Raw genomic sequence first — 22,429 nt, 5'->3', positions numbered from 1 at the left:
ATAATGGAAAGCCAGGGAAGAACTAAAATGAGCTAAGTATCGATTTCCTCTATTTATTTAGGGGGAATCGATGCTTTTTTACATAGCACATCTTTCGCAGGTGTTGAATAAAATAGAAGTATCTTGGCTTTTATAGATAGGAGTATTCGTGCGATGAAAACTTGGGGAGCATTATTGCTTATTTGTTTGCTTTTATTTATAAGTGGTTGTCAAGAACAATCCATACACACAGAACCACACGATACTCATACTGTCGAAATAGATCTAATACGAACGACTGCAACAGATGAGTCACAACAAAGTGCTAAGCCAGCAGTGATTACGTTAGTTGATCCACGAACACTAGAAACGGTTCAAACTATTATGCCAAAAGAGTTAGGCTATGAAGCGGACGAGGCATTGTACGAAACCGAGTTAAAAAAAATGGCAAAGGATTTAGCAAGGGGAACAGAAACCTCAACGGGATACGATCAAACAATGGAGTTAGACCGTCTAGCGGAAAATGGTCAAATAATAAAGGGCAATCCCGGTGTCATCTTAAAAGAAAGTGAATTAGTAGACAGCATCATGAAGGCTTCTGAAAATGGTGGTGAAGTACATTTGCCGTTATATGAAATGGCCAGTCATTACCAAGAAGAAGAAATATCTACTTTGAGTGAGGTCGCTCTTGCGTCCTATACGACCTACTTTCAAGCGTCAGAACAAGGGAGAAGTAAAAATATCGAGCTCTCCGCACATGCGCTAAATAACATTATCGTAGGAGTAGGCGATTATTTTTCATTTAACACGATGGTCGGAGAAAGAACGGAAGAAAAAGGCTATCAATCGGCATATGAAATTGTTAATAAACAATTGGTTCTAGGAATTGGCGGTGGGATTTGTCAAACGTCGTCCACCTTATTTAATGCAGTTGACCAAATGGCGGTGCGGATAACAGAGCGTCACCACCATTCATTAAGCATTGGCTATGTGCCTGCAGGTAGAGACGCAACGGTATCGTATGGAACGTTAGATTTTAAATTTCAAAATACGAGTGGTGTCCCTTACTTAATCAAAACGTTTTATGAATCAGGTGCGCTTACAATTGAAATCCGCACGGCAAGTCATTATAAAGTGATGCTAGAAAATGCTTAAAGGTAGATAGAAATGGTCGTAATCCATTCAAAAAAATTCACTTTAATGATTTCTTTCATTTCGCCCATACTACAAATGAAGGGAAGTGAAGAGCGATGCTGACCACGAAACAATTAGCAAAATTAAAAAAGCAGCTTATTGAACAAAAACAAGAATTAAACCTAACAACGGTTGAAAGGGGAAATGAAGTAACAACACGTGATAGCTTACGTGATGCCACGGATGAGCTGTCGACGCTCGATAATCATCCAGCCGATTTAGGAACGGAGTTATACGACCGTGAAAAAGATTTCGCCTTACTTGTTCATAGTGAGGACTTGTTAAAGCAAGTAAATGAAGCATTAGACAAAATAGAAGCCGGTACTTACGGAGTTTGTGCAAAATGTCAGGAAATGATTCCATATGACCGCTTACGGGCAATTCCCTATACGGCATTTTGCATTGAACATACCGAAACAAACGCAGTTGCTTCAGACCGTCCGATTGAAGAATCCGTAATTTTGCCACCAGTGGATAATTCCTTTTCGAATCGAGAAGCAGACGACGAATTGCAAGATGATGAAGATTCATTCCAAGTGGTTGCTCAGTATGGCAACTCAGATACGCCGTCCGATTTTGAAGGAGATTTTGAAAAGTACAATAGTTTATACGATGAAACCGGAGAAGACCGGTATGCAGCGTTAGAAGTTTTACATCTTTCGAAAGATGACCAAATAGAAGGTCAAATTTCACAAGCCTACGCGGATGAAGCACGAAAGCATGATTATTTGGAGGAGTAATGGTCGGGGCGTATTTGCCTCGGCTTTTTCAATTTTTTATTGAAACGTGCCATTTACTCTTTGCATATAATAGAGTGACAAAAGGAGTGAGTGAATGCCTGCCATTACGGGCGAACAATATATAAAGCGAATCAATCAGCTAGGGACAGAGGTGTGGATTGATGGGCATCGTATACATGGGGAATTATCAGAGCACCGTGCGCTCAAAGGGATTATGCATAGCCAGGCTGCACTTTATACGATGCAGCAGGATGAAAAGCTGAAAGATGTCATGACATTTCAATCGCCTACTACAAATGATTTAGTTGGGACTTCATTTTTACAGCCTAAAACAAAGGCAGATTTAATCAAGCGTCGGCAAATGGTGCAGCATTTTGCCGAGTACCATCATGGGTTAATGGGACGAAGCCCAGATTATATGAATACTGTCATTACGGCATTCGCTTGTTCGACCGATTACTTCCAAGGCAAGGAAAATTGCTTCCCACAGCATTTACAGGCCTACTATGAATATGCACGCGAAAATGATTTATCAATCACGCATACATTCATTGATCCACAGGTGAATCGTTCAAAATTGTATATTGAATTTGATGAAAAAGCGGTGGCTGCGACAATTATCAAGCAAAATGATGAGGGAATTATTGTTGACGGGGCAAAGCTGCTGGCAACACAGGGTGGCATCACCGATGAAATTTTTGTCATGTCGTCAAGTGGTGACGGCGATCGGAATCGTGCGTTTGCTTTTGCTATTCCAAGTAATACGCGCGGCTTGAAGTTTGTATGCCGTGAATCATTTGTACTTGGAGACGATGCCTATAATTACCCTTTAAGTTCAAAGTTTGATGAAATCGACGCGCTCGTTATTTTTGATCAAGTATTTATCCCGTGGGAGCGTGTATTTTATGTAAATAATGTACAGGTCGCGAATCTATTTGCACAAAATTCGTTATTTCGCCCACTTTCGTTACATCAGGTTGTCGCGCGGCAAGTAAAGAAAACGGAATTTTTATTAGACATTGCACAAAAAATCGTGGATTCGATTCAAATAGGAGAGTACACTCATGTACAGCAAAAAATTACGGAAATCATTGTGTTACGTGAAACGATGGAGGCCTTGTTATTAAAATCTGAGCATAATGCTAAGCTACATGCATATGGCTATATGTGCCCAGAGCAAGCGCCGTTAGAAGCAGCGATTCTTATTTATCCGAAAATGTATCCGCGAATGATTGAAATTATTCAGTTACTAGGAGCAAGTGGTTTAGTAAATATCCCGACCAAAAATTCATTTCAGTCGGTGTTGCAGGAAGAATTGAATCATTTTCTCCAATCGAAATCACATCTAGGCGAGGAGCGCGTGAGGCTATTTAGACTTGCTTGGGATGTAACGATGAGCCCATTCGGTACACGTCAAACTTTATATGAACGCTTTTTCTTCGGGGATCCGGAGCGAATGGCGGGGGTGCTGTATAACTTAGATCAAGAAATACTGACAAATTAGAGGATTCGATAATTTCTAACGTTTGTATGTAAAATGAACAGTTAACTACTAGCAATTTGAGTTCGGAAAAATTAGTAGTGAATCAAAAGTAATGAATAAAATATTAAATAGAGACATTTGTACTAATTGTGTTATAATACTTTTGACGCTATGGAAATTACTTACTGTATTATTAGTAGTAACTAGTACACCTTAGCGAAATTTAAAAAAGTAGGTGTTTCAAGTGAATCTATCATTTAAAGCAGATAGTGGTAAAGTTTTTGAAGTTCCTTTTACGTATGAACAGTTAAATAACGATGAAAATAGTAGCTTTGAAAGCATATATACAATTAAATTTTTTAAACTAATTTTAAATACAATGTTAACGGATTTACCATTCCAACAAATTATTTATACTTTGCCTTACTTGGATGATTTCATTCAACTCATGAAGAATTGTAACGGACTTATTACGCATAAATTAGAGATTACATTTGGTGTACCGAAGCTTGTTGTGCATACGTATGATGGTGATACATTAATTCAAACGACGACATTTGATATTATGACAAACCAGTTCTTTCTTTGTTCTACAGAAGAAGAGCGTTTAGTAACGTTGCAAAAGCATTTTAAAGAAATATTTATTGCGAAGGAAACCTACCGTGTTCCGAATTTAATATTATACAGCGAAACTAAAAAGGCTTTTGAAAAATGTACAATTGCTAAATAAATACCACGAAAAACCCACTGAATATTCTAATTGTTCAGTGGGTTTTTGAATTTAAAAATCTCAATTTTTACATTTTTTAAATGATTTAAAACGAGATTCCTTTTAGAAAGTGTAAATATTTTGTTAATTTTATAATAATAATCTGCATTGTTCGAAAAATTTGATATTATGAATATGATAATAAAATAAAATACTGGGGGAATATGTATGTGGAAAAAACTTTCAGCTTCAGCGCTTACGTTATCACTTTTAGCTAGTGGTGCTATGGCAATGCCAACAGAGGCAGCAAAAAACGAGCAAATTACACGAGGTGAATTTGTTAAAGAGGTAATCGATGCACTTGGCGTACCTTTAGGAACAGGTCAATCTGTAAAATTTAAAGACGTGCCAGAATCATTAAAGCCTTATATTGAAAAAGCGGTCGAGCTAAAGTTAATTAAAGGAAAAACGGCTACAGAATTTGCGCCGAATGAAAAGTTAACACGTACACATGCATTTATAATAGCAGCACGTGGTCTTGACAGTGACAAAACGTTTTCAGAAGACGTACTCAATCAGTTTAAAGATAGTAACAACATCGCAAAAGGCAACCGTGCGGAAATGGCACAAGCAATTGGCCTAGGTTTATTAAAGGGCTTTGAAGACGGTACAATCCGTCCAAAAGATGCTGTAACAAAAGCGCAGGCAGAGAAAATTTTAGAACGTTTCTTAGCAGAATACAGCCCAGTAGCAACAAACACAACCGTTGCTTTACGTATTTTAGCAACAACAGATATTCATACAAACATCATGAACTATGATTACTATAAAGATACTGTGTCAAACAGCTTAGGTCTTGCGAAAACAGCATTATTAATCGATGAGGCACGCAAGGAAAATCCAAATACATTATTAGTTGATAATGGGGATGCCATTCAAGGTACGCCACTAGGTTCTTACGTACAAGCTGTTCAAACATTAAAAGATGGGGAAGCACATCCATCTGTTGCGGCGATGAACGTATTAGGTTACGACGCAGCGACTTTAGGTAACCATGAATTTAACTATGGCTTAGATTTCTTTGATGAAGTAGCTGATGATGCGACGTTCCCGTATTTAAATGCAAACGTACGTGACGCAGCAACAAAAGCGTTAAAATACACACCGTATGTATTAATTGAAAAAGAAGTAGTTGATTCACAAGGTAATAAATCAACAATTAATGTTGGGGTAACAGGAATCGTACCACCTCAAATTTTAAAATGGGATAAATCACACCTTGAAGGTAAAGTTGTGGTAGATGACGCAGTACAAGCCGTGGAAGCAATTGTACCTCAAATGAAAAAAGAGGGTGCAGATGTCATTGTCGTGCTTTCTCACTCAGGTATTGGGGATGCAACACATGAAGCAGGCGAAGAGGATATCTCATACTTACTATCAAAAATTGAAGATGTTGACGCGATCGTAACAGGTCATGCGCACGGCGTATTCCCTGGAGATAAAGTGGACCCTTCTTTAACAAATGTAGATGAAGCACAAGGGACAATGAACGGTGTACCACTTGTCATGCCTGGTAAATATGGTAGCCATTTAGGTGTAATTGATTTACAGCTTGAACAAGACGGCGAAGAATGGAATGTGGCAACAGGTACAGGTGCTGTACGTGCCATCAATAAAGACAATGCCGATGTGAAAAAAGAAGTGGTTGACAGCGTAAAAGCAGCACATGAAGGAACAATTGATTATGTGCGTCAAGCAGTAGGAACAACAACAGCAACGATTCATAGCTACTTCTCACAAGTTCAAGACGATCCATCAATTCAAATCGTAACCAATGCACAAACGATTTATGTGAAAAACAAAATGAAAGGCACAGCGTACGAAAACCTTCCTGTATTATCGGCAGGTGCACCATTTAAAGCAGGTACACGTAGTGATGCAGATTACTACACGTACATTCCAGCTGGTGAATTAGCGATTAAAAACGTAGCTGACCTTTACCTTTATGACAATACATTATCAATGTTAAAAGTAACAGGCGCTGACGTGAAAGAATGGTTAGAAATGTCGGCAGGTCAATTCAATCAAATTGACGTAACTTCGAAAGAAGAGCAACAGTTAATTAACACAGAATATCGCTCATATAACTATGACGTAATTGATGGTGTGACATACGAAATCGATGTTACACAACCAGCAAAATATGACCCTAACGGTAAATTAATCAACGAAGGCGCATCTCGTATTGTCAACTTACAATTCGATGGTAAGCCAATTGATGTAGCACAAGAGTTTATCGTAGCTACAAATAACTATCGTGCAAATGGTACGTTCCCAGGCGTACGTAATGCAACAGCAACAGAAATCTATCCAGATGAAAACCGTCAAGCGATTATCGATTACATTTTAGAAGAAAAAACAATCGACCCATCAGCAGACGGTAACTGGAAATTTGCACCGATTCCAGCAGGTGTAAATGTAGTATTTGAATCATCTAAAAAAGCAGTAAATGTTTTAGAAGGGAATACAACGATCGAGTACATCGGTGAAGGTACAGATGGCTTTGGTAAGTATTCTTTAAAAGCAAACTAATATAAAAAAAAACAGCACCTGTAGACACGGCGTCTACAGGTGTTGTTTTTTTAATCTTACCATCCACGCTTATACGTTTTCACAGTCGCTTCAAGTTCAACGCCTAATTCCTTCGCAGCGCGGTAGGCAAAGTAAGGGTCGCGCAGTAGCTCGCGGCCTATAATAATGAGGTCAGCATCCCCATTCTGTAAAATGGACTCTGCTTCTGTACCTGTTGTAATCAGTCCAACAGCCCCAACCGGTAAGCCACTTTCCTTTACCTTTTTCGCATGAGGCACTTGATAAAGTGGGAATGGGTGGATTGGTGCTGGAACAACTGAACCAGTTGATACATCAATGAGGTCAACATCTTGTGCTTTCATCCATTGGCTAAATTCCACATAATCTGCTGGCGTTAAGCCACCTTCTGCATAATCTTCTGCTGAAATACGAACGAGTAAAGCACCGTCCCAAATCGAACGAATTGCATCAATGATTTCACGTAAAATACGGTAGCGATTTTCAGCACTGCCACCGTAGTTATCGCTACGTTTGTTCGCAAGTGGCGATAAAAATTCATTAATTAAATAACCATGTGCGGCATGAATTTCTAATACGTCAAAGCCTGCTTGAATGGCACGCTCAGCCGCTTTTTTAAATGCCCCGACAACTTCTTGAATTTGTTCAATTGTTAGTTCACGTGGTGTTTTGTAATGGTCACTAAAGGCAATTGCAGAAGGTGCAAAAATATCTCCCTCAACAGTTGCTTTACGACCAGCGTGTGCAAGCTGAATGCCTGGTACAGCCCCGTATTGCTTCATTTGTGCTGTGAGTTGGGATAATCCCTCGATGTGCTCAACTGACCAAATACCAAGATCTTGATCGGTAATGCGCCCTTCTGGTACAACAGCTGTTGCTTCCAATAAAATTAACGCTGTTCCACCTACAGCACGCGAAGTATAGTGCACGATATGAAATGGTTTTACGAGTCCGTCCTGATCGGCTTCGTACATACACATTGGAGCCATTACCAGTTTATTTTTTAATGTTAGATTACGTAATTGAAAAGGTTCAAATAATAAAGTCACAAAAATTCCCTCACTTTCTACTAAACTGCAAGTAGTATAACAAAAAATCAGATTATTTTACTAGGAATTGCTTTTAGATTTCTAGTAAATTACTTGTGGCGTGCACCAAAAAGTATTTTCTTCTTTTTGCAGATGCGGCAGAGGCATTTATTTTTCGGTAGCATTTTTTTCAAAAGCTCTTCGGCGGTTAGTACATCCCTATATATTTCGATTTTGATAAGTTTCCCACAATTTGCACAAAAAATCATTTGAGATTGAGGGGTTGGCATATGAATCTCTCTTTATTTTGTGTGAATAGTATTAAATGCGAACCAGTATTATCCATATTGTGGTATAATAGATTTTAATTTAACTAGTTATATTATACAAGATGATTTGGTCATTATAGGTCCAATTAAAGCGTTAATATACATACTACCGAGGTGATTGGATGAATGAGGAAAGACAAAAGCAAGTAAGTCGTATTTTATCGATGTATGATCGTCTACAACAGGAACAAGGGATTGTTAAAAAACAAGAGGCTGTGCGCTTTGGGGTAAGCGAAAAAACGATTCAACGCGATTTAGAGAATATTCGTACCTATATCGAAACTGAACGACAAAACGAATATTTAGAGTACAATCGAACAAAAGGTGCCTATTTTATTACGAGTAATAAACGTCAACACAAGCGGTTATAGACCAATTGCCAACTGCAAAAATAACAAAGGTAACCGAAGAAGCTACTTATTTTAAAGGCAGAGGTATTCGGAACCGGCATCAAAATGTGGCTACTTAGTCAAGGTACGAATATAGAAGTACTTGGACCACAAGCATTTCGTGCTGAAATTGTGGAAACAAAGGAGCAAATGCTCAATCGATATTGCTAACCAAATTTCCTGATTATGTTGCTACGGCAATCTAATCGGGATTTTTTTGTAAAAACCTTTATCTTCCTCCGATAATTTTACGTTAATGACCAATACTAAGCTTAATGAATTTTTTGAAGGAAGTGGCGAACGTATGAAAAGGAAATGGATTTTTTTTTAACAATTTTTGTTTTTACGGCGGTTTCTGCATTTTATATGATAGACCGAACAGCTGCAGAAAAAGGACGCAAATATTATGAAGATGCAGGGTATATTATTTGGGACATTCAAACCGAGCAAAAGGTTGTGGCACTCACATTTGATGATGGCCCGCATGCAACACATACCGAACAAGTATTAAATTTACTGGATCAATACGATGCGAAAGGCACTTTTTTTATTGTGGGGCAGCAGGCGGAAAAGTATCCGCAAATTGTTCGACGTATGTATGATACCGGCCATGAAATTGCTAATCATACGTACACGCATCCTTATACAAAAAATGTTTCAAAGGTGATGGCAGAAATACAGCAAACGGATGACACGCTTTATGGGATTACAGGATATTCACCCAGGTTATTCCGGCCAGTTGAAGGTTATTATTCGGAAAAGCTAGTGAAAGATGTCGCAAACGAAGGCTATAAACTCGTCATGTGGTCATGGCATTTAGATACAGAGGATTGGAAAAATCCAGGTGTAAATCAAATTGTTAATAAAGTGTTAACTGGTGTGGAACAAGGAGATGTCGTTTTGTTTCATGATGGCGGAGGGAATCGTGAGCAAACGGTTAAAGCATTAGAAAAATTATTACCAGAGCTTAAAAACCAAGGCTATACATTCATTACCATTTCAGAAATGCTGAAGCTACAACAGGCTAGAAAGTGAGGTAAAATGGTGCACCGAACATTAGTAGCAATGGTTGTCGCTGCAATTGCTGTTACAAGCGTGGAGCAAGCTGATTATCAAGCAAGTGATCAAGACAAAAGGCAAGAAAGCATCCAGCACCGCATGAAATACTACGTGCAATTTCAAGATTTCGTCATCCCGTGGTATTACTTAGCGGCAATCGATCAGTACGAGCGCAATATTCAGGCGGTACGGCAAGATATTCCGACAAAGGACAGCCTCATTGCCATTCAATTTTCAAACGAGTATTGGGCTGGTGCATTAAATCCGTTGGAAAATGATACGTCTCCGAATTCAATTCAACTATTTGGTGGGCTTGGTCTTGATGGCAACGGAGATGGTGTTGCCTCGCCTATGGATGATGAAGATGTATTATTTACACTGGCAAATTATTTGCGGAAATATGGGCATAGTGAACAGGAATTTAAATTAGCGCTGTGGGAGTATTATAAAAACGAGCAGGCCGTCAACCAAATCGCAGTAATCGCGAAATTGTTCGCTAAGTTTGGGACAATCGATTTAAACCGCTATACGTTCCCGATTCCCAAAAACTATACGTATAGCTATACAAGTACGTTCGGTGCAAATCGTGGTTGGGGTGGTAGGCGTATCCATGAAGGTACGGATATTTTCGCGCATTATAGCACGCCGATTGTTTCTTCCTCTTATGGTGTTGTTGAAATCATCGGCTGGAATGATTTCGGTGGGTGGCGTATTGGTATTCGAGATCATCAAAACTCCTATCATTATTACGCACATTTACATTCATTTGACGAAGGGTTGAAGCAGGGGGATGTTGTGGAGACAGGTCAAGTTATCGGTTATGTAGGCAGTACAGGCTACGGAAAAGAAGGCACGGCTGGCAAATTCCCTCCGCATTTGCATTACGGCATTTACAAATTCAATGGCCGGACGGAATGGGCATATGACCCATACCCGTCTTTAGTGAAATGGGAGAAAAATCGATAGCATAAGTAAAGGATCTGTCCAAAAATCATGGACAGACCTTTTTTTCATTCCTTCACATACTCTAGTACATCCCCTGGCTGGCAATCCAGTGCCTCACAAATCGCTTCTAATGTAGAAATTCGGATCGCTTTTGCTTTGCCGTTTTTTAAAATCGACATATTGGCCATCGTAATCCCAACACGTTCGGATAATTGCGTGACACTCATTTTTCGTTTTGCAAGCATGACATCAATATTAATTATAATGGGCATATGTTCACCTCAAATCGTTAAATCATTTTCAGATTTCATTTCTAATGCGCTTGTTAAGAGCTTTTGTAAGACGGCCGCAAAAACCGCAATGACGATGGATGCAAAAATTATCATTAGTGAAAATAGTAACACACCTGGCGCATCATCAATTTCAGCGATACGGTATAAAAATGGAAGATCCACGATAAATAGTCCGCTAATAATAATGGCACAGCGTTTTATATTTTTAAGTGCGGTTACAGAAATATTAGAAAAAGCCTCATTGCGATCGATTTGTCCGAGTAGCTTCATTGTTTGAAACAGGGCAAAGAAATACGGAATCGCTGACAAGTAGAGCACGAGCACCATTGGAATAAATAATGAGAAGCCCTCTTTTTTTGGTACAGTTATTAAATCATACGTTAAAAATGCTAAAAAGCCGACAATCGGTAAGCCAAGAATAATGACCGCTAATCGTAAAAATATAGTTTCGCGTTTCATAAAAACACCTCACAGTTTGTTTATAGCCATATCATAAAATGAAATTTATCGTTTTACAATAAAAAAGTATCGATTATCGTTTTATATTTGTTGTTAGTGAATGTTTCGAGCGAGATGGATAGAAATCGTAAGGACATCGTGCGAAAATAGAGGGAATGAGTAGGAGGGGATGAGCATGGACAGCAACATAACAGAAAAACAAATGAAAGAGCTATGCGGCACTGTCTCTTATAAAAAGGGGCAAACCTTTTATCAAACGGGAAAAGTAATGATTACAGAAATGGATGAGCATCAGCTTACAGCCATTGTAAAAAGTACAGAAGACTTTCAGGTACGCATACAAAATACAACTAGCACAAAAGATATTCAAACGAGCTGTAGCTGTGAACGTCTCATTCAGTTTACAAAAAAGTGTCAGCACGTAGCGGCAGTGCTCATCGCGATGCAACAAAAACAGCAAAAGGAATGGCAACATCAAGAGCAGGTTGGAATTAATAATGAATTATTCTCGATTTTTGACGAGCAGCAAACGCACGGAAGTGGCTATCAGCGTCATTTTGAACATCGCGAAACATTAGCGTTGCAATTTGTCTTAACACCGATGGAACTGACGAAAAACGAACGATTATTTACGATGCGTCTAAAGGTTGAAGATATTCCAATTCGTTCGATTCGACCATTTTTACAAGCGGTGTCAAAGGCTAAAGCATACAAAATTGCACCTCAATTTACATATGACCAGAGTGCGCATTGTTTTGAAGCGAACCAAAATAAAGTTTTGCAGCAACTGACAGAAATTATTCAAGACGAAGCACTTTATGTAGATGCCGCACTTAAAGAGGATGCCTTTCATTTATTTGAGGAGATGCTGTTTATACCGCCATCTGCCTGGCAAAAGCTTGCGCCACAGCTAGCTAAAGAGCAGGAGGTCGTTGTGCAATCGAATCGTGAGCTGTTTCATCGCTTTCACTATAAGGAGGCGCCGTCTCCCTTAGCATTTTATGTAGAAAAGCTAGATCATCAGTATGTCATGCGCATTCCTAACTTAGAAAACGCCCTATTATTTGAAAGTTATCACGCATTACTGATGGAAAATAAGCTGTACACCTTGTCAACGCAAAGCACGAAGCAGGTGAAGGATTTACAGCAACTTTTTGCAAAACAACCACAATTCGTTATTGAAGAAAAGCAGTTACATCACTTTTTAGATGTCATCGTACCGAAGTTAAAGAAAATAGGACATGTAGAAATTGCCAAAGACATTACAAAAGAACAAATGACGATTCCACTGCAAGCCAAGCTGTATTTAGACCGAGTAAATAACCGTTTACTTGCTGGCCTTGAATTTCATTACGGTCAATTTTTTATCCAGCCGCTAGAAGACAAGTCGATTGCTGATGACATCTTAATACTGCGTGATTTCGAAAAGGAAGCGGCGATTTTGCAGGTGATGGATGAGAGTGGGTTTACGAAAACAGAAGGTGGCTATTATATGCAAAATGATGAGCTGGAGTATCAATTTTTGTATCATACGTTGCCAAACCTACAAAAACTTGCGCAAATCTATACGACTAATTCGGTAAAATTACGCATTGCAAAAGAAAATAACTTTCCGAAAATTCGTGTTAACGTGCAGCATGAGCGCACGAATTGGTTAGAATTTAAATTTGAGATGGACGGCGTGACGAATAAACAAATTAAAGAAATTCTAACCGGCTTAACGATTAAGCAAAAATTTTATCGTCTTGCAAATGGTGCCTTATTATCACTTGAAACACATGAGATGGAAGAAATCGCACGCTTTTTACGAGCGATTCCCACGCAGGATGAAGAATACGAACTCACATTTAATATGCCGATTTTAGAGGGGCTTCCATTTTTAGAGCAGTTTGAGCAGAGCGAAATATTTGAAGCAGAAGAGTCGTTTCAATTATTTACCCAGCAACTCTTACAGCCAGAAGTACTAGCATTTGATGTACCAGAAAGTTTAGAGCCCGTGTTACGTGATTATCAAAAGCACGGCTATTCTTGGTTGAAGCTACTAGCGAATTACGGCTTTGGTGGCGTACTTGCAGATGATATGGGACTAGGAAAAACCATTCAAAGTATTGCCTATATCGTGTCAGAACTCGAAATCATTCGAGCAAATAAACAGCCGGTGTTAATCGTTTGTCCATCCTCATTAGCGTATAATTGGTTGTATGAAATGATAAAGTTTGCACCGGAAATCGAAGCCATTATTGTCGATGGTTCTACAAAAGAGCGCCGTGAATTACTCACGCAACTCGATACGCATGATGTTGTCATTACCACGTATCCATTATTGCGCCGCGATAGTACATTTTATGAGCGTCAGCATTTCCATACGGTATTTTTTGATGAGGCACAGGCCTTTAAAAATCCGTTAACCCAAACGGCACGTACGGTGAAAAAAATCAGGGCAACGAATCGCTTTGGCTTGACCGGTACACCGATTGAAAATTCCCTTGCTGAGCTGTGGTCGATTTACCGTGTCATATTCCCGCAGCTATTTGGCGCGCTTGAGGAATTTAAACATATGCAACGTAAGGATATAGCGCGTCGCGTGCGTCCGTTTTTACTGCGTCGTATGAAGGAAGATGTGTTACTAGAGCTACCAGGTAAGGAAGAAACGCTTGATTTTAGTGAGCTACTACCAGAGCAAAAGGCTTTGTACGCGGCGTTTTTAGCGAAACTGCGTGAAGATACGATGAAGCATTTAGATAAAGAGACCTTCCAGCAAAATAAAATTCGTATTTTAGCAGGGATTACGAGACTACGCCAAATTTGCTGTCATCCGGCATTATTTGTGGAGGATTATAAGGGCAGCTCGGCGAAGTTTGAGCAGTTGCTTCGTATTTTACAGGAAGCGAAAAATTCAGGGCGTCGTGTACTCATTTTTTCACAGTTTACACAAATGCTAAAGCTCATTGGAACGGAGCTCACAAAGCGCGGGGAGTTTTACTTTTACTTAGACGGTCAAACGCCATCAGAGGAACGAGTTCAGTTATGCAATGCCTTTAATGAAGGGGAAAGTGATCTGTTTTTAATTTCGTTAAAAGCAGGTGGCACAGGGCTGAATTTAACCGGAGCGGATACGGTTATTTTATATGACTTATGGTGGAACCCGGCAGTAGAAGAGCAGGCGGCTGATCGCGCGCATCGAATGGGGCAAAAGCATGTCGTACAAGTGATTAAACTCATTGCCCGTGGGACGATTGAAGAAAAAATGAATCAATTGCAGCATAGGAAAAAGACGCTGATTGCGGATATTTTAGATACCGAGCAGCCAGCCACATTAACAGAGCAGGATATCAGGGAAATCTTAATGATTTAAAAAGGGTATGAGGAAAAATCCTCATACCCTCTATTTAAGACTTTTATTAATTATTGTTCAGGTGTGCGAACGACTAATACGTCACACTTTGCATGGCGTACAATCGCATCTGTGTTAGAGCCAATGAAAATTTGTTCTACAGCGTTAACCCCTGTTGCACCACAAATGATTAAGTCGGCTTGTACATGCTCATGTAATTTTTTTGATAACACTTGCTTCGGTACACCTTTTGTTAGAATCGTCTGGATGTTGTCAAGACCTGCATCCTTTGCTTGTGTTTCACAGCCACTTAATAACACTTCGGCATGTTGACGAATGAGCTCAACCATATTGTCATACAGCATATCAAATGATGTGGCAACGCTTGTATCAATGACATGGATAATATGTAACGTAGAGCCCACATTGCGTTTGGCTACGTCAATCGCTTTTTTAAAGGCATAATCAGATAATGTGGAGCCGTCAACGGCAACGACTATATTTTGATAATTATTCGACACAGGAAATTCCTCCTTTAGTATTCTTCATAATTATAACAAAGAAATGGGAATTGGAAAATTAAAGCTATTGAAATTTCAAAAAATCCTGTAGTAAATACAGCAAAATAACTGCAGTTAGTATGAGCGGTAGGGAAGAGCTAGAAGAGAATAATGGAGTGCATCATTTTTCGAGCTTATGAAAAATGATGCTTTTTTGATATACATTTTAAACGTTAGAATCTGATAGTTAAATCACGAAACTAAATAAAATTGAATAAGGAATGGCTAATAAACAAGTTATCGCAACAAATAAATCAAATTCATTGGATTTACGGAAACTAAAGTACATAATACTTGCGCCAATGATGACACCAAGTGCCGCGATAAATGAATAATTGACAGCAAATACAGCTAAAAATCGAAGCAAAACAAAGCTAATAAAAATGGCTAATAAAATTTGAAAGACCGATTTAATTTCACCTTCATTTTGATGAGTCATAGGAATTTCCTCCTTTTTAGAAATGAATTTACAATGCTGGTTACAAATAATAGCATATATTTTTCAGGTTCACAAAATTTTTTTTTTAGTCTATAATCAATAATTGCTTTATGAACTGTTGGATAGAGGTGAGAAAATTGGAAGAATATACACTTATTGAACATTTAACTGAATTACGAAAACGCTTGGTTGTCACGCTCGCTGTGTTTGTCATCACACTTGGCATTGGCTTTTATTTTTCACCACAAATTTTAAATGAATTAAAATCACATGAAGTGGCTACTGGCGTTTCATGGAATTTATTTAATTACACAGATGGTATTATTATTTATTTGCAATGTGCACTCATCGTTGGGATAGGTTTAACATTGCCCGTTGCTATGTATGAGGCATGGCAGTTTATGAAACCAGGGTTGAATCGTAATGAACGTAAAGGAACCTTTATTTATATTCCTATTGCCTTTTTACTGTTCGTATTCGGTATTACCTTTGCGTATACCATCATTTTTCCTTTAATGATGGGCTTTATGCAAACGATTAATGATTCGATTGGTGCAACAGAAACGTATGGTATGAAACAATATTTTTCATTTTTATTCGGGATTTTAATTCCAGTGGCACTTATCTTTGAAATGCCTGTGGTGATTGGTTTTTTAACTAAAATCGGATTATTGAGTTCAGCGTTATTGAAAAAGTCGAGAAAACTTGCTTATATTGCATTAGTAGTTATTGGTGTATCGATCACACCGCCAGACTTTCTATCAGATTTTTTAATTATTGTACCAATGTTACTATTGTTTGAATTAAGTATCACGGTAGCTGTTTATATCGAGCGTAAGGAATATAAGAAAAAAATAGCATGATCAGATAAAGGGTAGCTCATAGCTACCCTTTATTTTTTATAATCGTACATATTCTATTGATTTGTTGTATTATCCAACAAATGATCAAAAAGTGTTGGCTCTTCATACGTTTGAAGAGAATTTAATGGTTGTGAACTTTTTTTGGAAAGTTTACGGTAATAAGGGAATCATTTCATTTTAGAGTCGGTAAATGGGAGGATATAGTATGAGTGACAACAAAGAGAACTTATTAGAAAAAAAATCATCACGACGTAGCTTTTTAAAAAATTCAGGTTTAACGGTAGGCGGCCTTGTATTAGGTGGCTCAATCGGTTCATTATTTACAAAACGCAATGAAGTTGAAGCTCCTGCAACAATAACAACGGATAGTGGACATCACGTAGATTTTACTGAAGCCTTACAATTTTTCCGTCGCAAAACGGATTTCGAAGCGATTTCAGCTGCTATGGATGTTATTTATCCAGAAGACGAACATGGCCCAGGTGCCGTTACACTTGGGGCGCCATATTTTTTAGACAAACAGCTTGCTGGACCTTGGGGAATGAATGCGGACGATTATCGTAAAGCACCATTCCAACCTGGAGAAGTAGCGTTAAATAATGGTGAAATTTTTATAACGGGAGCGCGAGCATTAAACGACGTAGCTAAAAGCGAGCATGGTGCTAATTTTAATACATTAAACGAGGAACAGCGCATTGCGATTTTACAAAAATTCGAAGCTGGCGAAGTAAAAATGAATTTAGTACCATCTCAAATGTTCTTCACATTACTACGTGCTACTACATTACAGGGCTGTTTCTGCGATCCACTATATGGCGGCAATAAAAATATGGCAGGCTGGAGAATGAAAGAGTTTCCTGGTGCTCAAATGTCGTATTTAGCATATGCAGAAGAAGAAGAATTTTTAAAAATAGAGCCGATTTCAGTAGGCGGACATAAACACTAAGTATTGTTGGAGGGGAAACAATGGTTACCGTTTTACCAAAAGTAGATGTTGTTACAACAGGTATGGGCTGGACAGGTGGTATTGTCGCTGCTGAATTATCAAAGGCGGGTTATCATGTTGTCGGCATAGAGCGCGGAGAAGAGCGCTCGGTAGAAGATTATTTAATGGGACACGATGAGTTAAAATATAATATTCGTAAAGAGTTAATGCAAAAACTGACAAAGGATACGTTAACATTCCGAAATACAGCCGACCAAGTCGCAAAACCAGTGCGTGATGAAGGTGCACTTGTACTTGGTACTGGTACAGGCGGTGGTGGTGCTCACTGGGGTGCGCAAACGTATCGCTATTTCCCATATGATTTTGAAATCCGTTCGAAAACTGTGGAACGTTACGGAGAAGGTAAAATCCCCAAAAATATGCTATTACAAGACTGGGGTATAACGTACGACGAAATCGAACCGTACTATACGAAATTCGAGCAAATGGCCGGTATTTCAGGGGAAGAGGATCCTTTAGCGGGCCCGCGTTCGGCACCTTATCCAACACCACCCTTAAAAATGGCACCAGCAATGAAGCTATTCCACGAAGCAGCTGAAAAATTAGGCTGTCATCCATACCGTGTACCTACAGGGAATGTTACAGAAAACTATATAAATCCAGATGGAGAGCAGTTAAATGCTTGTCAATATTGTGCATTTTGTGGGAACTATGGCTGTGAATACGGCGCAAAATCTGACCCAATCGTCACGGTTATTCCAACAGCACAAAAAACAGGCAAGTTTGAATTACGTACGCATTCACTCGTAACGCGTATTTTAACGGACGGTAAAAAAGTGACAGGTGTTCGTTACCGTGATGTACGTACGGGTGAGGAATTTGATCAGCCGGCAGATGTTGTTGCACTGACAAGCTATATTTTCAATAATGTTCGTTTATTACTATTATCAAATATCGGTGAACCATATAATCCAGCTACAGGTAAAGGAATTATTGGTCGTAACTATACAGATCACCATACAATTTTAGGAGCAACAGGCTATTTTGATGACAAGAAATTTAATAGCTTTATCGGAACAGGTGCATGGGGTTCTGCCTACAATGACTTTAATGCTGACAATTTTGACCATTCAGGACTAGACTTCATCCATGGTGGACAAATTGAAATGCATTTAATGGGGAATGAACCAATTGCCAACAATCCAGTGCCACCAGGAACACCAAGCTGGGGTAAAGAGTTTAAAGAAAAATCATTGCATTATTATCACCGTACATTATCGGTTGTATCTCAGCGTGCCTTTTTACCATACAAAGAAAACTATTTAAGTTTAGATCCAATGTATAAAGATGAGAATGGCGATGCCTTACTACGTGTGACATTTGACTATGACGAAATGGACTTTAAACGCCAAGAATTTTTATCGGGAAAATGTGTGGAATTATTAGAAACAATGGGCGCTACTTCAGTCGTTGCACACCCAATGGCTGAGCATTTCGGTGGTCGCTTTACATTCCAGCATGATGCAGGTGGAGCAATTATGGGGTCAAATCCAGCAGAGTCTGCAGTCAATAATTATTTGCAAATGTGGGATTATGAAAACCTATTCGTATGCGGCGCCTCGGCATTCCCACATTTTGGACCAACAAATCCAACACCGACAATGGCTGCACTAACATATCGTGCGGCAGAAGGTATGATTCAATATTTAAAAGAGGGCGGCTTATTAGTCGAACCAAAATAAAAGGAGTGTATGCACATGTTTCAAAGTATAGGTGTATCAGGCTTAATTATTATTTTAATTTTAGCGTTAATTTTATTTGGCCCTGCAAAATTACCTCAATTAGGACGCGCGGTTGGTGAAACGTTACGCGAATTTAAAACATCTACGAAAGAACTAGTTGAAGATATCGAGCCTACAAAAAAAGACGAAAAATAATAGTTTCTTATATATAATATAGAAAAGGTAGGAATCAAAATGCACTTTTGATTCCTACCTTTTTAAATAAATCGAAATGAATTGGAATTGGTTTGAAAAATAGTTAGCATATTTTCAGAAAGCTGCACAGGGCTTTCGGTGCAACCATTTTTAATCCAGTCTAATATTATGCCATAAGAACCGTACATTTTATAGGTATTGTAACGCTTAATGGTAATAATGTTTTTTGATGCATCTAAGTAATGGATATTAGAAAACATATTTGTAAATTGTTCTAAAAACCGATCCTTTAGATTAGGAATGGTTTGTGCGACCATTAGTAATTCGTAAAAATGACGGTATTCGAAAATATGCTGGAAAAATGTATTTTGCGCACGATTTTCAATGTGTTCATATTGCACGATTTTTGATTGCTCAAAAGGTTTTCGGAAAGACTCTTCAAGCAACAGCATCATTTCTTCTAATAATTGATTGGCAAGATCCTCTTTGTCTAAATAATAGGCATAAAACGTACTACGGTTATAATCCGCTTGCTCGACAATATCTGTAACGGTTACAGCTGGATAGCCCTTTTGTTTAACAAGTGCAATAAAATGTATTTTTAAGGCATTTTTAGTTCTTCTAATACGACGTTCGTCCAAATTAATCACCTTATAAAATTATAACAATAGTATGAATTTTAAAAAATACGGATAATAGCGTAAATAAATTGAAAAATATCTCAATTAAAATGGATTTTTATTAAAAAAATCACAAAAATAATAGATTAATTTAATGAATATTTAGATAGAAATCTACTTTAATGGTAATATTTTGAGTATTTTTTGTATACGATAACCAAAAATACCAGCAAAAATTGCTAATGCAAGATCTTTTGGCATAGGTGGTAGCATCCATAGCCATGCCATTGCGTAAGTAAATCCTTCTGGCGCGGCAGCCCATAACGTATAGGCTATGTAAAGCCAAGTAGTGCCGAGTATATAATTAATTGCTAGCGCAATCAATGCGGCGAAGATGTAAGATTTTTTCGTTTTGTAGTGCTCGACAATTTTACCTGCAACATACGCACTTAAAATAAAGGTGATAATAAAGCCGAATGTCGGAAATAACAGAGCTGAAAATCCGCCAGTAAACTTAGAAAACACAGGAGCACCGGCAAGCCCAATACACATATACACTGTACAAGCAATCGCTCCCTTTTTACTACCTAGCACAAGGCCAGCTAAAATCGCGAAAAAGCTTTGTAAAGTAATTGGTACACCGCCAATTACTAAAAATGGAACAAATGATGTAATGTTAGCGCCAATCATCATTAGCGTTGCAAATAGCGCACAATAAATGAAATCGACTGTTTTAAAACTACGTGCTGAAGAAATGGATTGCATAATGAACTCCTTTGTTAACTGGATTTTTATTTAAGTTAACTTAAATGATAGATGTGTAATAGTTATATGTCAACTTGTTTTTTTGTGGGGTTAACTAAAATTTATGTGGATTATATGAACTGTAACTTTTGCTTGATAAAGCTTTTTCCTTTGGTTTGTTTTACATGACATGGCTATAATAAACGTAAGAAAGAATGGGGTGACATTTTTATGGAAAAGCAGCAATTTGGATTTCAGTTCGAGACGAGCTATACATCTTTACCTGAAAGTTTTTATACAAAGGTAGACCTAGATACAGTAGAAAATCCATCGATTGCAATTTTAAATCGCACATTAGCAGAACAGTTAGAACTTAATGCAGACGCGCTATTACAGAATGGTGCAGCGTTTTTAGCGGGGAATGCCCAGCTCGAAGGGGCAGCAAATATTGCACAAGCCTACGCGGGACATCAATTTGGGCATTTTGGCAAGCTCGGTGATGGACGTGCGTTACTACTAGGCGAGCATATACTATCAACTGGCGAACGTGTAGATATACAGCTGAAAGGCTCTGGACGCACCCCGTATTCACGAGGTGGCGATGGACGTGCTGCACTTGGTCCAATGATACGAGAATTTATTATTAGTGAAGCGATGCATGCACTTCATATCCCAACGACACGTAGCCTAGCGGTTACCTCAACGGGTGAGGCGATTATACGTGAACAGGCGTTAGAAGGTGCTGTGCTGACACGTGTTGCCGAAAGTCATTTACGTGTTGGGACGTTTCAATATGCGGCAACGTTTACGGACAAAGAAGATTTACGTAAATTAGCGGATTATGCAATTGAACGTCATTATCCAAAAGTCATGCAGGCGGAAAATCGTTATCTTGCTTTATTAGAAGCGGTATTAGACAACCAGGCTGCCCTCATCGCAAAATGGCAAAGTGTCGGTTTTATTCACGGAGTGATGAACACCGATAATATGACCATTAGCGGGGAAACGATTGATTACGGGCCATGTGCGTTTATGGATACGTTTGACCCAGCTACGGTGTTTAGTTCGATTGATAAAAAAGGGCGCTATGCATATGGCAATCAACCGAATATGGCACTGTGGAACCTCACGCGTTTTGCCGAAAGTTTATTACCGATTCTCGCGGCAACCGTTGAGGAAGCAGTCGAGCTTGCACAGCCGGTCGTTGAAAAATTCCCAACTATTTTTGAAGCGTATTATTTTAGTGAAATGCGTGACAAGCTGGGGTTACTGACAACGGAGCCACAGGATGAAAAGTTGATTTTGCAATTGCTTGAACACATGGAGCAGTATGAGGCGGACTTTACTAATACATTCCGAGCACTAACAGACGGACATAATCCTACAAATGCCTTGTTCCAATCACAGGAATATACGCAGTGGGAGCAGCAGTGGCATACGCGTTTAATGGATCAGGGGACAACCATTGACGAGGCCAGACAATTGATGAAAACCGTGAACCCCGTGGTGATTCCGCGCAATCATCTGGTGGAACAAGCGATTAACGATTTTGTTGATGGGGAGCCTTCATTCTTTTTACAGTTGCTACAGGCGGTTACAAACCCTTATACACCAGTAGATGCTAAATTTACCAACCCACCAACAGATGACACACCACCATTTGTTAGTTACTGCGGGACCTGAATTTTTACACCATAGTATAAAGCTATGGTGTTTTTTATGGGAATTTCCAGTAGCATAAAAGCAGAAATAAGTGCGGAGTGATGAAT

The 22,429-nt window shown here is 38.8% G+C and carries 21 protein-coding genes; 14 read left to right on the top strand and 7 right to left on the bottom strand.

Features of this window, described 5'->3' with window-relative positions:
• Window positions 1–153: 153 nt before the first annotated feature.
• The 5 genes from NSQ62_RS14970 (at window position 154) to NSQ62_RS14950 (ending at window position 6,697) form a co-directional block, all read left to right on the top strand.
• The gene (locus NSQ62_RS14970; RefSeq protein WP_341320937.1) at window positions 154–1,134 is read left to right on the top strand and encodes a VanW family protein; all 981 of its coding nucleotides are present in this window, start codon (window positions 154–156) and stop codon (window positions 1,132–1,134) included.
• A 95-nt stretch (window positions 1,135–1,229) separates the two neighbouring features.
• Window positions 1,230–1,913 (top strand): TraR/DksA C4-type zinc finger protein, encoded by a 684-nt coding sequence (locus NSQ62_RS14965; protein ID WP_341320936.1) that lies wholly within the window; start codon window positions 1,230–1,232, stop codon window positions 1,911–1,913.
• Between the two features lie 94 nt (window positions 1,914–2,007).
• The gene (gene hpaB, locus NSQ62_RS14960; RefSeq protein ID WP_341320935.1) at window positions 2,008–3,417 is read left to right on the top strand and encodes a 4-hydroxyphenylacetate 3-monooxygenase, oxygenase component; all 1,410 of its coding nucleotides are present in this window, start codon (window positions 2,008–2,010) and stop codon (window positions 3,415–3,417) included.
• 223 nt (window positions 3,418–3,640) lie between these two features.
• Window positions 3,641–4,126: a hypothetical protein gene (locus tag NSQ62_RS14955; protein ID WP_341320934.1), complete on the top strand. Its 486-nt coding sequence runs from the start codon at window positions 3,641–3,643 to the stop codon at window positions 4,124–4,126.
• Window positions 4,127–4,333: 207 nt separating this feature from the next.
• A complete protein-coding gene (locus tag NSQ62_RS14950; RefSeq protein WP_341320933.1) occupies window positions 4,334–6,697 on the top strand; it encodes a bifunctional 2',3'-cyclic-nucleotide 2'-phosphodiesterase/3'-nucleotidase in 2,364 nt (787 codons plus the stop codon).
• Window positions 6,698–6,753: 56 nt separating this feature from the next.
• Here the strand turns inward: NSQ62_RS14950 and namA are convergent, their stop codons facing one another.
• On the bottom strand, window positions 6,754–7,764 hold the full coding sequence (namA, locus tag NSQ62_RS14945; protein WP_341320932.1) for an NADPH dehydrogenase NamA: 1,011 nt from the start codon (window positions 7,762–7,764) through the stop codon (window positions 6,754–6,756).
• 430 nt (window positions 7,765–8,194) lie between these two features.
• On the opposite strand from namA, the gene NSQ62_RS14940 reads away from it, so the two are divergent.
• The 3 genes from NSQ62_RS14940 (at window position 8,195) to NSQ62_RS14930 (ending at window position 10,486) form a co-directional block, all read left to right on the top strand.
• The gene (locus tag NSQ62_RS14940) at window positions 8,195–8,443 is read left to right on the top strand and encodes a hypothetical protein (protein ID WP_341320931.1); all 249 of its coding nucleotides are present in this window, start codon (window positions 8,195–8,197) and stop codon (window positions 8,441–8,443) included.
• Window positions 8,444–8,776: 333 nt separating this feature from the next.
• Complete coding sequence (locus NSQ62_RS14935; RefSeq protein WP_341320930.1) at window positions 8,777–9,496, top strand: polysaccharide deacetylase family protein; 720 nt, start codon at window positions 8,777–8,779, stop codon at window positions 9,494–9,496.
• Window positions 9,497–9,502: 6 nt separating this feature from the next.
• Window positions 9,503–10,486 (top strand): M23 family metallopeptidase, encoded by a 984-nt coding sequence (locus NSQ62_RS14930; protein ID WP_341320929.1) that lies wholly within the window; start codon window positions 9,503–9,505, stop codon window positions 10,484–10,486.
• A gap of 44 nt (window positions 10,487–10,530) precedes the next feature.
• Here the strand turns inward: NSQ62_RS14930 and NSQ62_RS14925 are convergent, their stop codons facing one another.
• A complete protein-coding gene (locus NSQ62_RS14925) occupies window positions 10,531–10,737 on the bottom strand; it encodes a helix-turn-helix transcriptional regulator (RefSeq protein WP_341320928.1) in 207 nt (68 codons plus the stop codon).
• A 9-nt stretch (window positions 10,738–10,746) separates the two neighbouring features.
• Window positions 10,747–11,217, bottom strand: coding sequence for a DUF2975 domain-containing protein (locus tag NSQ62_RS14920; protein WP_341320927.1), 471 nt, complete (start codon window positions 11,215–11,217; stop codon window positions 10,747–10,749).
• A 175-nt stretch (window positions 11,218–11,392) separates the two neighbouring features.
• Between NSQ62_RS14920 and NSQ62_RS14915 the strand changes: the two genes are divergently transcribed.
• Complete coding sequence (locus NSQ62_RS14915; protein ID WP_341320926.1) at window positions 11,393–14,572, top strand: DEAD/DEAH box helicase; 3,180 nt, start codon at window positions 11,393–11,395, stop codon at window positions 14,570–14,572.
• Between the two features lie 50 nt (window positions 14,573–14,622).
• Here the strand turns inward: NSQ62_RS14915 and NSQ62_RS14910 are convergent, their stop codons facing one another.
• Together NSQ62_RS14910 and NSQ62_RS14905 are read right to left on the bottom strand one after the other, a co-directional pair.
• Window positions 14,623–15,072: a universal stress protein gene (locus tag NSQ62_RS14910; protein ID WP_341320925.1), complete on the bottom strand. Its 450-nt coding sequence runs from the start codon at window positions 15,070–15,072 to the stop codon at window positions 14,623–14,625.
• A 226-nt stretch (window positions 15,073–15,298) separates the two neighbouring features.
• On the bottom strand, window positions 15,299–15,550 hold the full coding sequence (locus NSQ62_RS14905; protein WP_341320924.1) for a hypothetical protein: 252 nt from the start codon (window positions 15,548–15,550) through the stop codon (window positions 15,299–15,301).
• Window positions 15,551–15,678: 128 nt separating this feature from the next.
• Here NSQ62_RS14905 and tatC point away from each other — a divergent pair, with 128 nt between their 5' ends.
• From tatC to tatA, 4 genes are all read left to right on the top strand, one after another.
• Window positions 15,679–16,413: a twin-arginine translocase subunit TatC gene (gene tatC / locus NSQ62_RS14900; RefSeq protein WP_341320923.1), complete on the top strand. Its 735-nt coding sequence runs from the start codon at window positions 15,679–15,681 to the stop codon at window positions 16,411–16,413.
• Window positions 16,414–16,618: 205 nt separating this feature from the next.
• A complete protein-coding gene (locus tag NSQ62_RS14895; RefSeq protein ID WP_341320922.1) occupies window positions 16,619–17,359 on the top strand; it encodes a gluconate 2-dehydrogenase subunit 3 family protein in 741 nt (246 codons plus the stop codon).
• Between the two features lie 20 nt (window positions 17,360–17,379).
• On the top strand, window positions 17,380–19,101 hold the full coding sequence (locus tag NSQ62_RS14890; RefSeq protein WP_341320921.1) for a GMC family oxidoreductase: 1,722 nt from the start codon (window positions 17,380–17,382) through the stop codon (window positions 19,099–19,101).
• A 15-nt stretch (window positions 19,102–19,116) separates the two neighbouring features.
• Entirely contained in the window at window positions 19,117–19,296 is a 180-nt protein-coding gene (tatA, locus tag NSQ62_RS14885; protein ID WP_341320920.1) for a twin-arginine translocase TatA/TatE family subunit, read from the top strand.
• 62 nt (window positions 19,297–19,358) lie between these two features.
• Here tatA and NSQ62_RS14880 read toward each other — a convergent pair whose 3' ends face one another.
• Both NSQ62_RS14880 and NSQ62_RS14875 read right to left on the bottom strand, forming a co-directional pair.
• The gene (locus NSQ62_RS14880; protein ID WP_341320919.1) at window positions 19,359–19,937 is read right to left on the bottom strand and encodes a TetR/AcrR family transcriptional regulator; all 579 of its coding nucleotides are present in this window, start codon (window positions 19,935–19,937) and stop codon (window positions 19,359–19,361) included.
• A 153-nt stretch (window positions 19,938–20,090) separates the two neighbouring features.
• Window positions 20,091–20,681, bottom strand: a complete 591-nt coding sequence (locus NSQ62_RS14875; protein WP_341320918.1) for a biotin transporter BioY — start codon at window positions 20,679–20,681, stop codon at window positions 20,091–20,093.
• A 210-nt stretch (window positions 20,682–20,891) separates the two neighbouring features.
• On the opposite strand from NSQ62_RS14875, the gene NSQ62_RS14870 reads away from it, so the two are divergent.
• The gene (locus NSQ62_RS14870) at window positions 20,892–22,343 is read left to right on the top strand and encodes a YdiU family protein (RefSeq protein WP_341320917.1); all 1,452 of its coding nucleotides are present in this window, start codon (window positions 20,892–20,894) and stop codon (window positions 22,341–22,343) included.
• Window positions 22,344–22,429: the final 86 nt, after the last annotated feature.

It is taken from the genome of Solibacillus sp. FSL H8-0523, from assembly GCF_038051985.1.
In the GTDB taxonomy this organism is placed as follows: domain Bacteria; phylum Bacillota; class Bacilli; order Bacillales_A; family Planococcaceae; genus Solibacillus.
Note: the sequence above shows the minus strand (reverse complement) of the source record. Positions and strands in the feature narration are given on the sequence as shown.

Excerpts from the sequence above, each read along its gene's own strand:
- NSQ62_RS14970 (WP_341320937.1), top strand. The coding sequence starts at position 154 with ATGAAAACTTGGGGAGCATTATTGCTTATTTGTTTGCTTTTATTTATA.
- NSQ62_RS14965 (WP_341320936.1), top strand. The coding sequence starts at position 1,230 with ATGCTGACCACGAAACAATTAGCAAAATTAAAAAAGCAGCTTATTGAA.
- hpaB (WP_341320935.1), top strand. The coding sequence starts at position 2,008 with ATGCCTGCCATTACGGGCGAACAATATATAAAGCGAATCAATCAGCTA.
- NSQ62_RS14950 (WP_341320933.1), top strand. The coding sequence starts at position 4,334 with ATGTGGAAAAAACTTTCAGCTTCAGCGCTTACGTTATCACTTTTAGCT.
- NSQ62_RS14940 (WP_341320931.1), top strand. The coding sequence starts at position 8,195 with ATGAATGAGGAAAGACAAAAGCAAGTAAGTCGTATTTTATCGATGTAT.
- NSQ62_RS14935 (WP_341320930.1), top strand. The coding sequence starts at position 8,777 with ATGGATTTTTTTTTAACAATTTTTGTTTTTACGGCGGTTTCTGCATTT.
- NSQ62_RS14930 (WP_341320929.1), top strand. The coding sequence starts at position 9,503 with ATGGTGCACCGAACATTAGTAGCAATGGTTGTCGCTGCAATTGCTGTT.
- NSQ62_RS14925 (WP_341320928.1), bottom strand. The coding sequence starts at position 10,737 with ATGCCCATTATAATTAATATTGATGTCATGCTTGCAAAACGAAAAATG.
- NSQ62_RS14920 (WP_341320927.1), bottom strand. The coding sequence starts at position 11,217 with ATGAAACGCGAAACTATATTTTTACGATTAGCGGTCATTATTCTTGGC.
- NSQ62_RS14915 (WP_341320926.1), top strand. The coding sequence starts at position 11,393 with ATGGACAGCAACATAACAGAAAAACAAATGAAAGAGCTATGCGGCACT.
- NSQ62_RS14905 (WP_341320924.1), bottom strand. The coding sequence starts at position 15,550 with ATGACTCATCAAAATGAAGGTGAAATTAAATCGGTCTTTCAAATTTTA.
- NSQ62_RS14895 (WP_341320922.1), top strand. The coding sequence starts at position 16,619 with ATGAGTGACAACAAAGAGAACTTATTAGAAAAAAAATCATCACGACGT.
- NSQ62_RS14890 (WP_341320921.1), top strand. The coding sequence starts at position 17,380 with ATGGTTACCGTTTTACCAAAAGTAGATGTTGTTACAACAGGTATGGGC.
- tatA (WP_341320920.1), top strand. The coding sequence starts at position 19,117 with ATGTTTCAAAGTATAGGTGTATCAGGCTTAATTATTATTTTAATTTTA.
- NSQ62_RS14875 (WP_341320918.1), bottom strand. The coding sequence starts at position 20,681 with ATGCAATCCATTTCTTCAGCACGTAGTTTTAAAACAGTCGATTTCATT.
- NSQ62_RS14870 (WP_341320917.1), top strand. The coding sequence starts at position 20,892 with ATGGAAAAGCAGCAATTTGGATTTCAGTTCGAGACGAGCTATACATCT.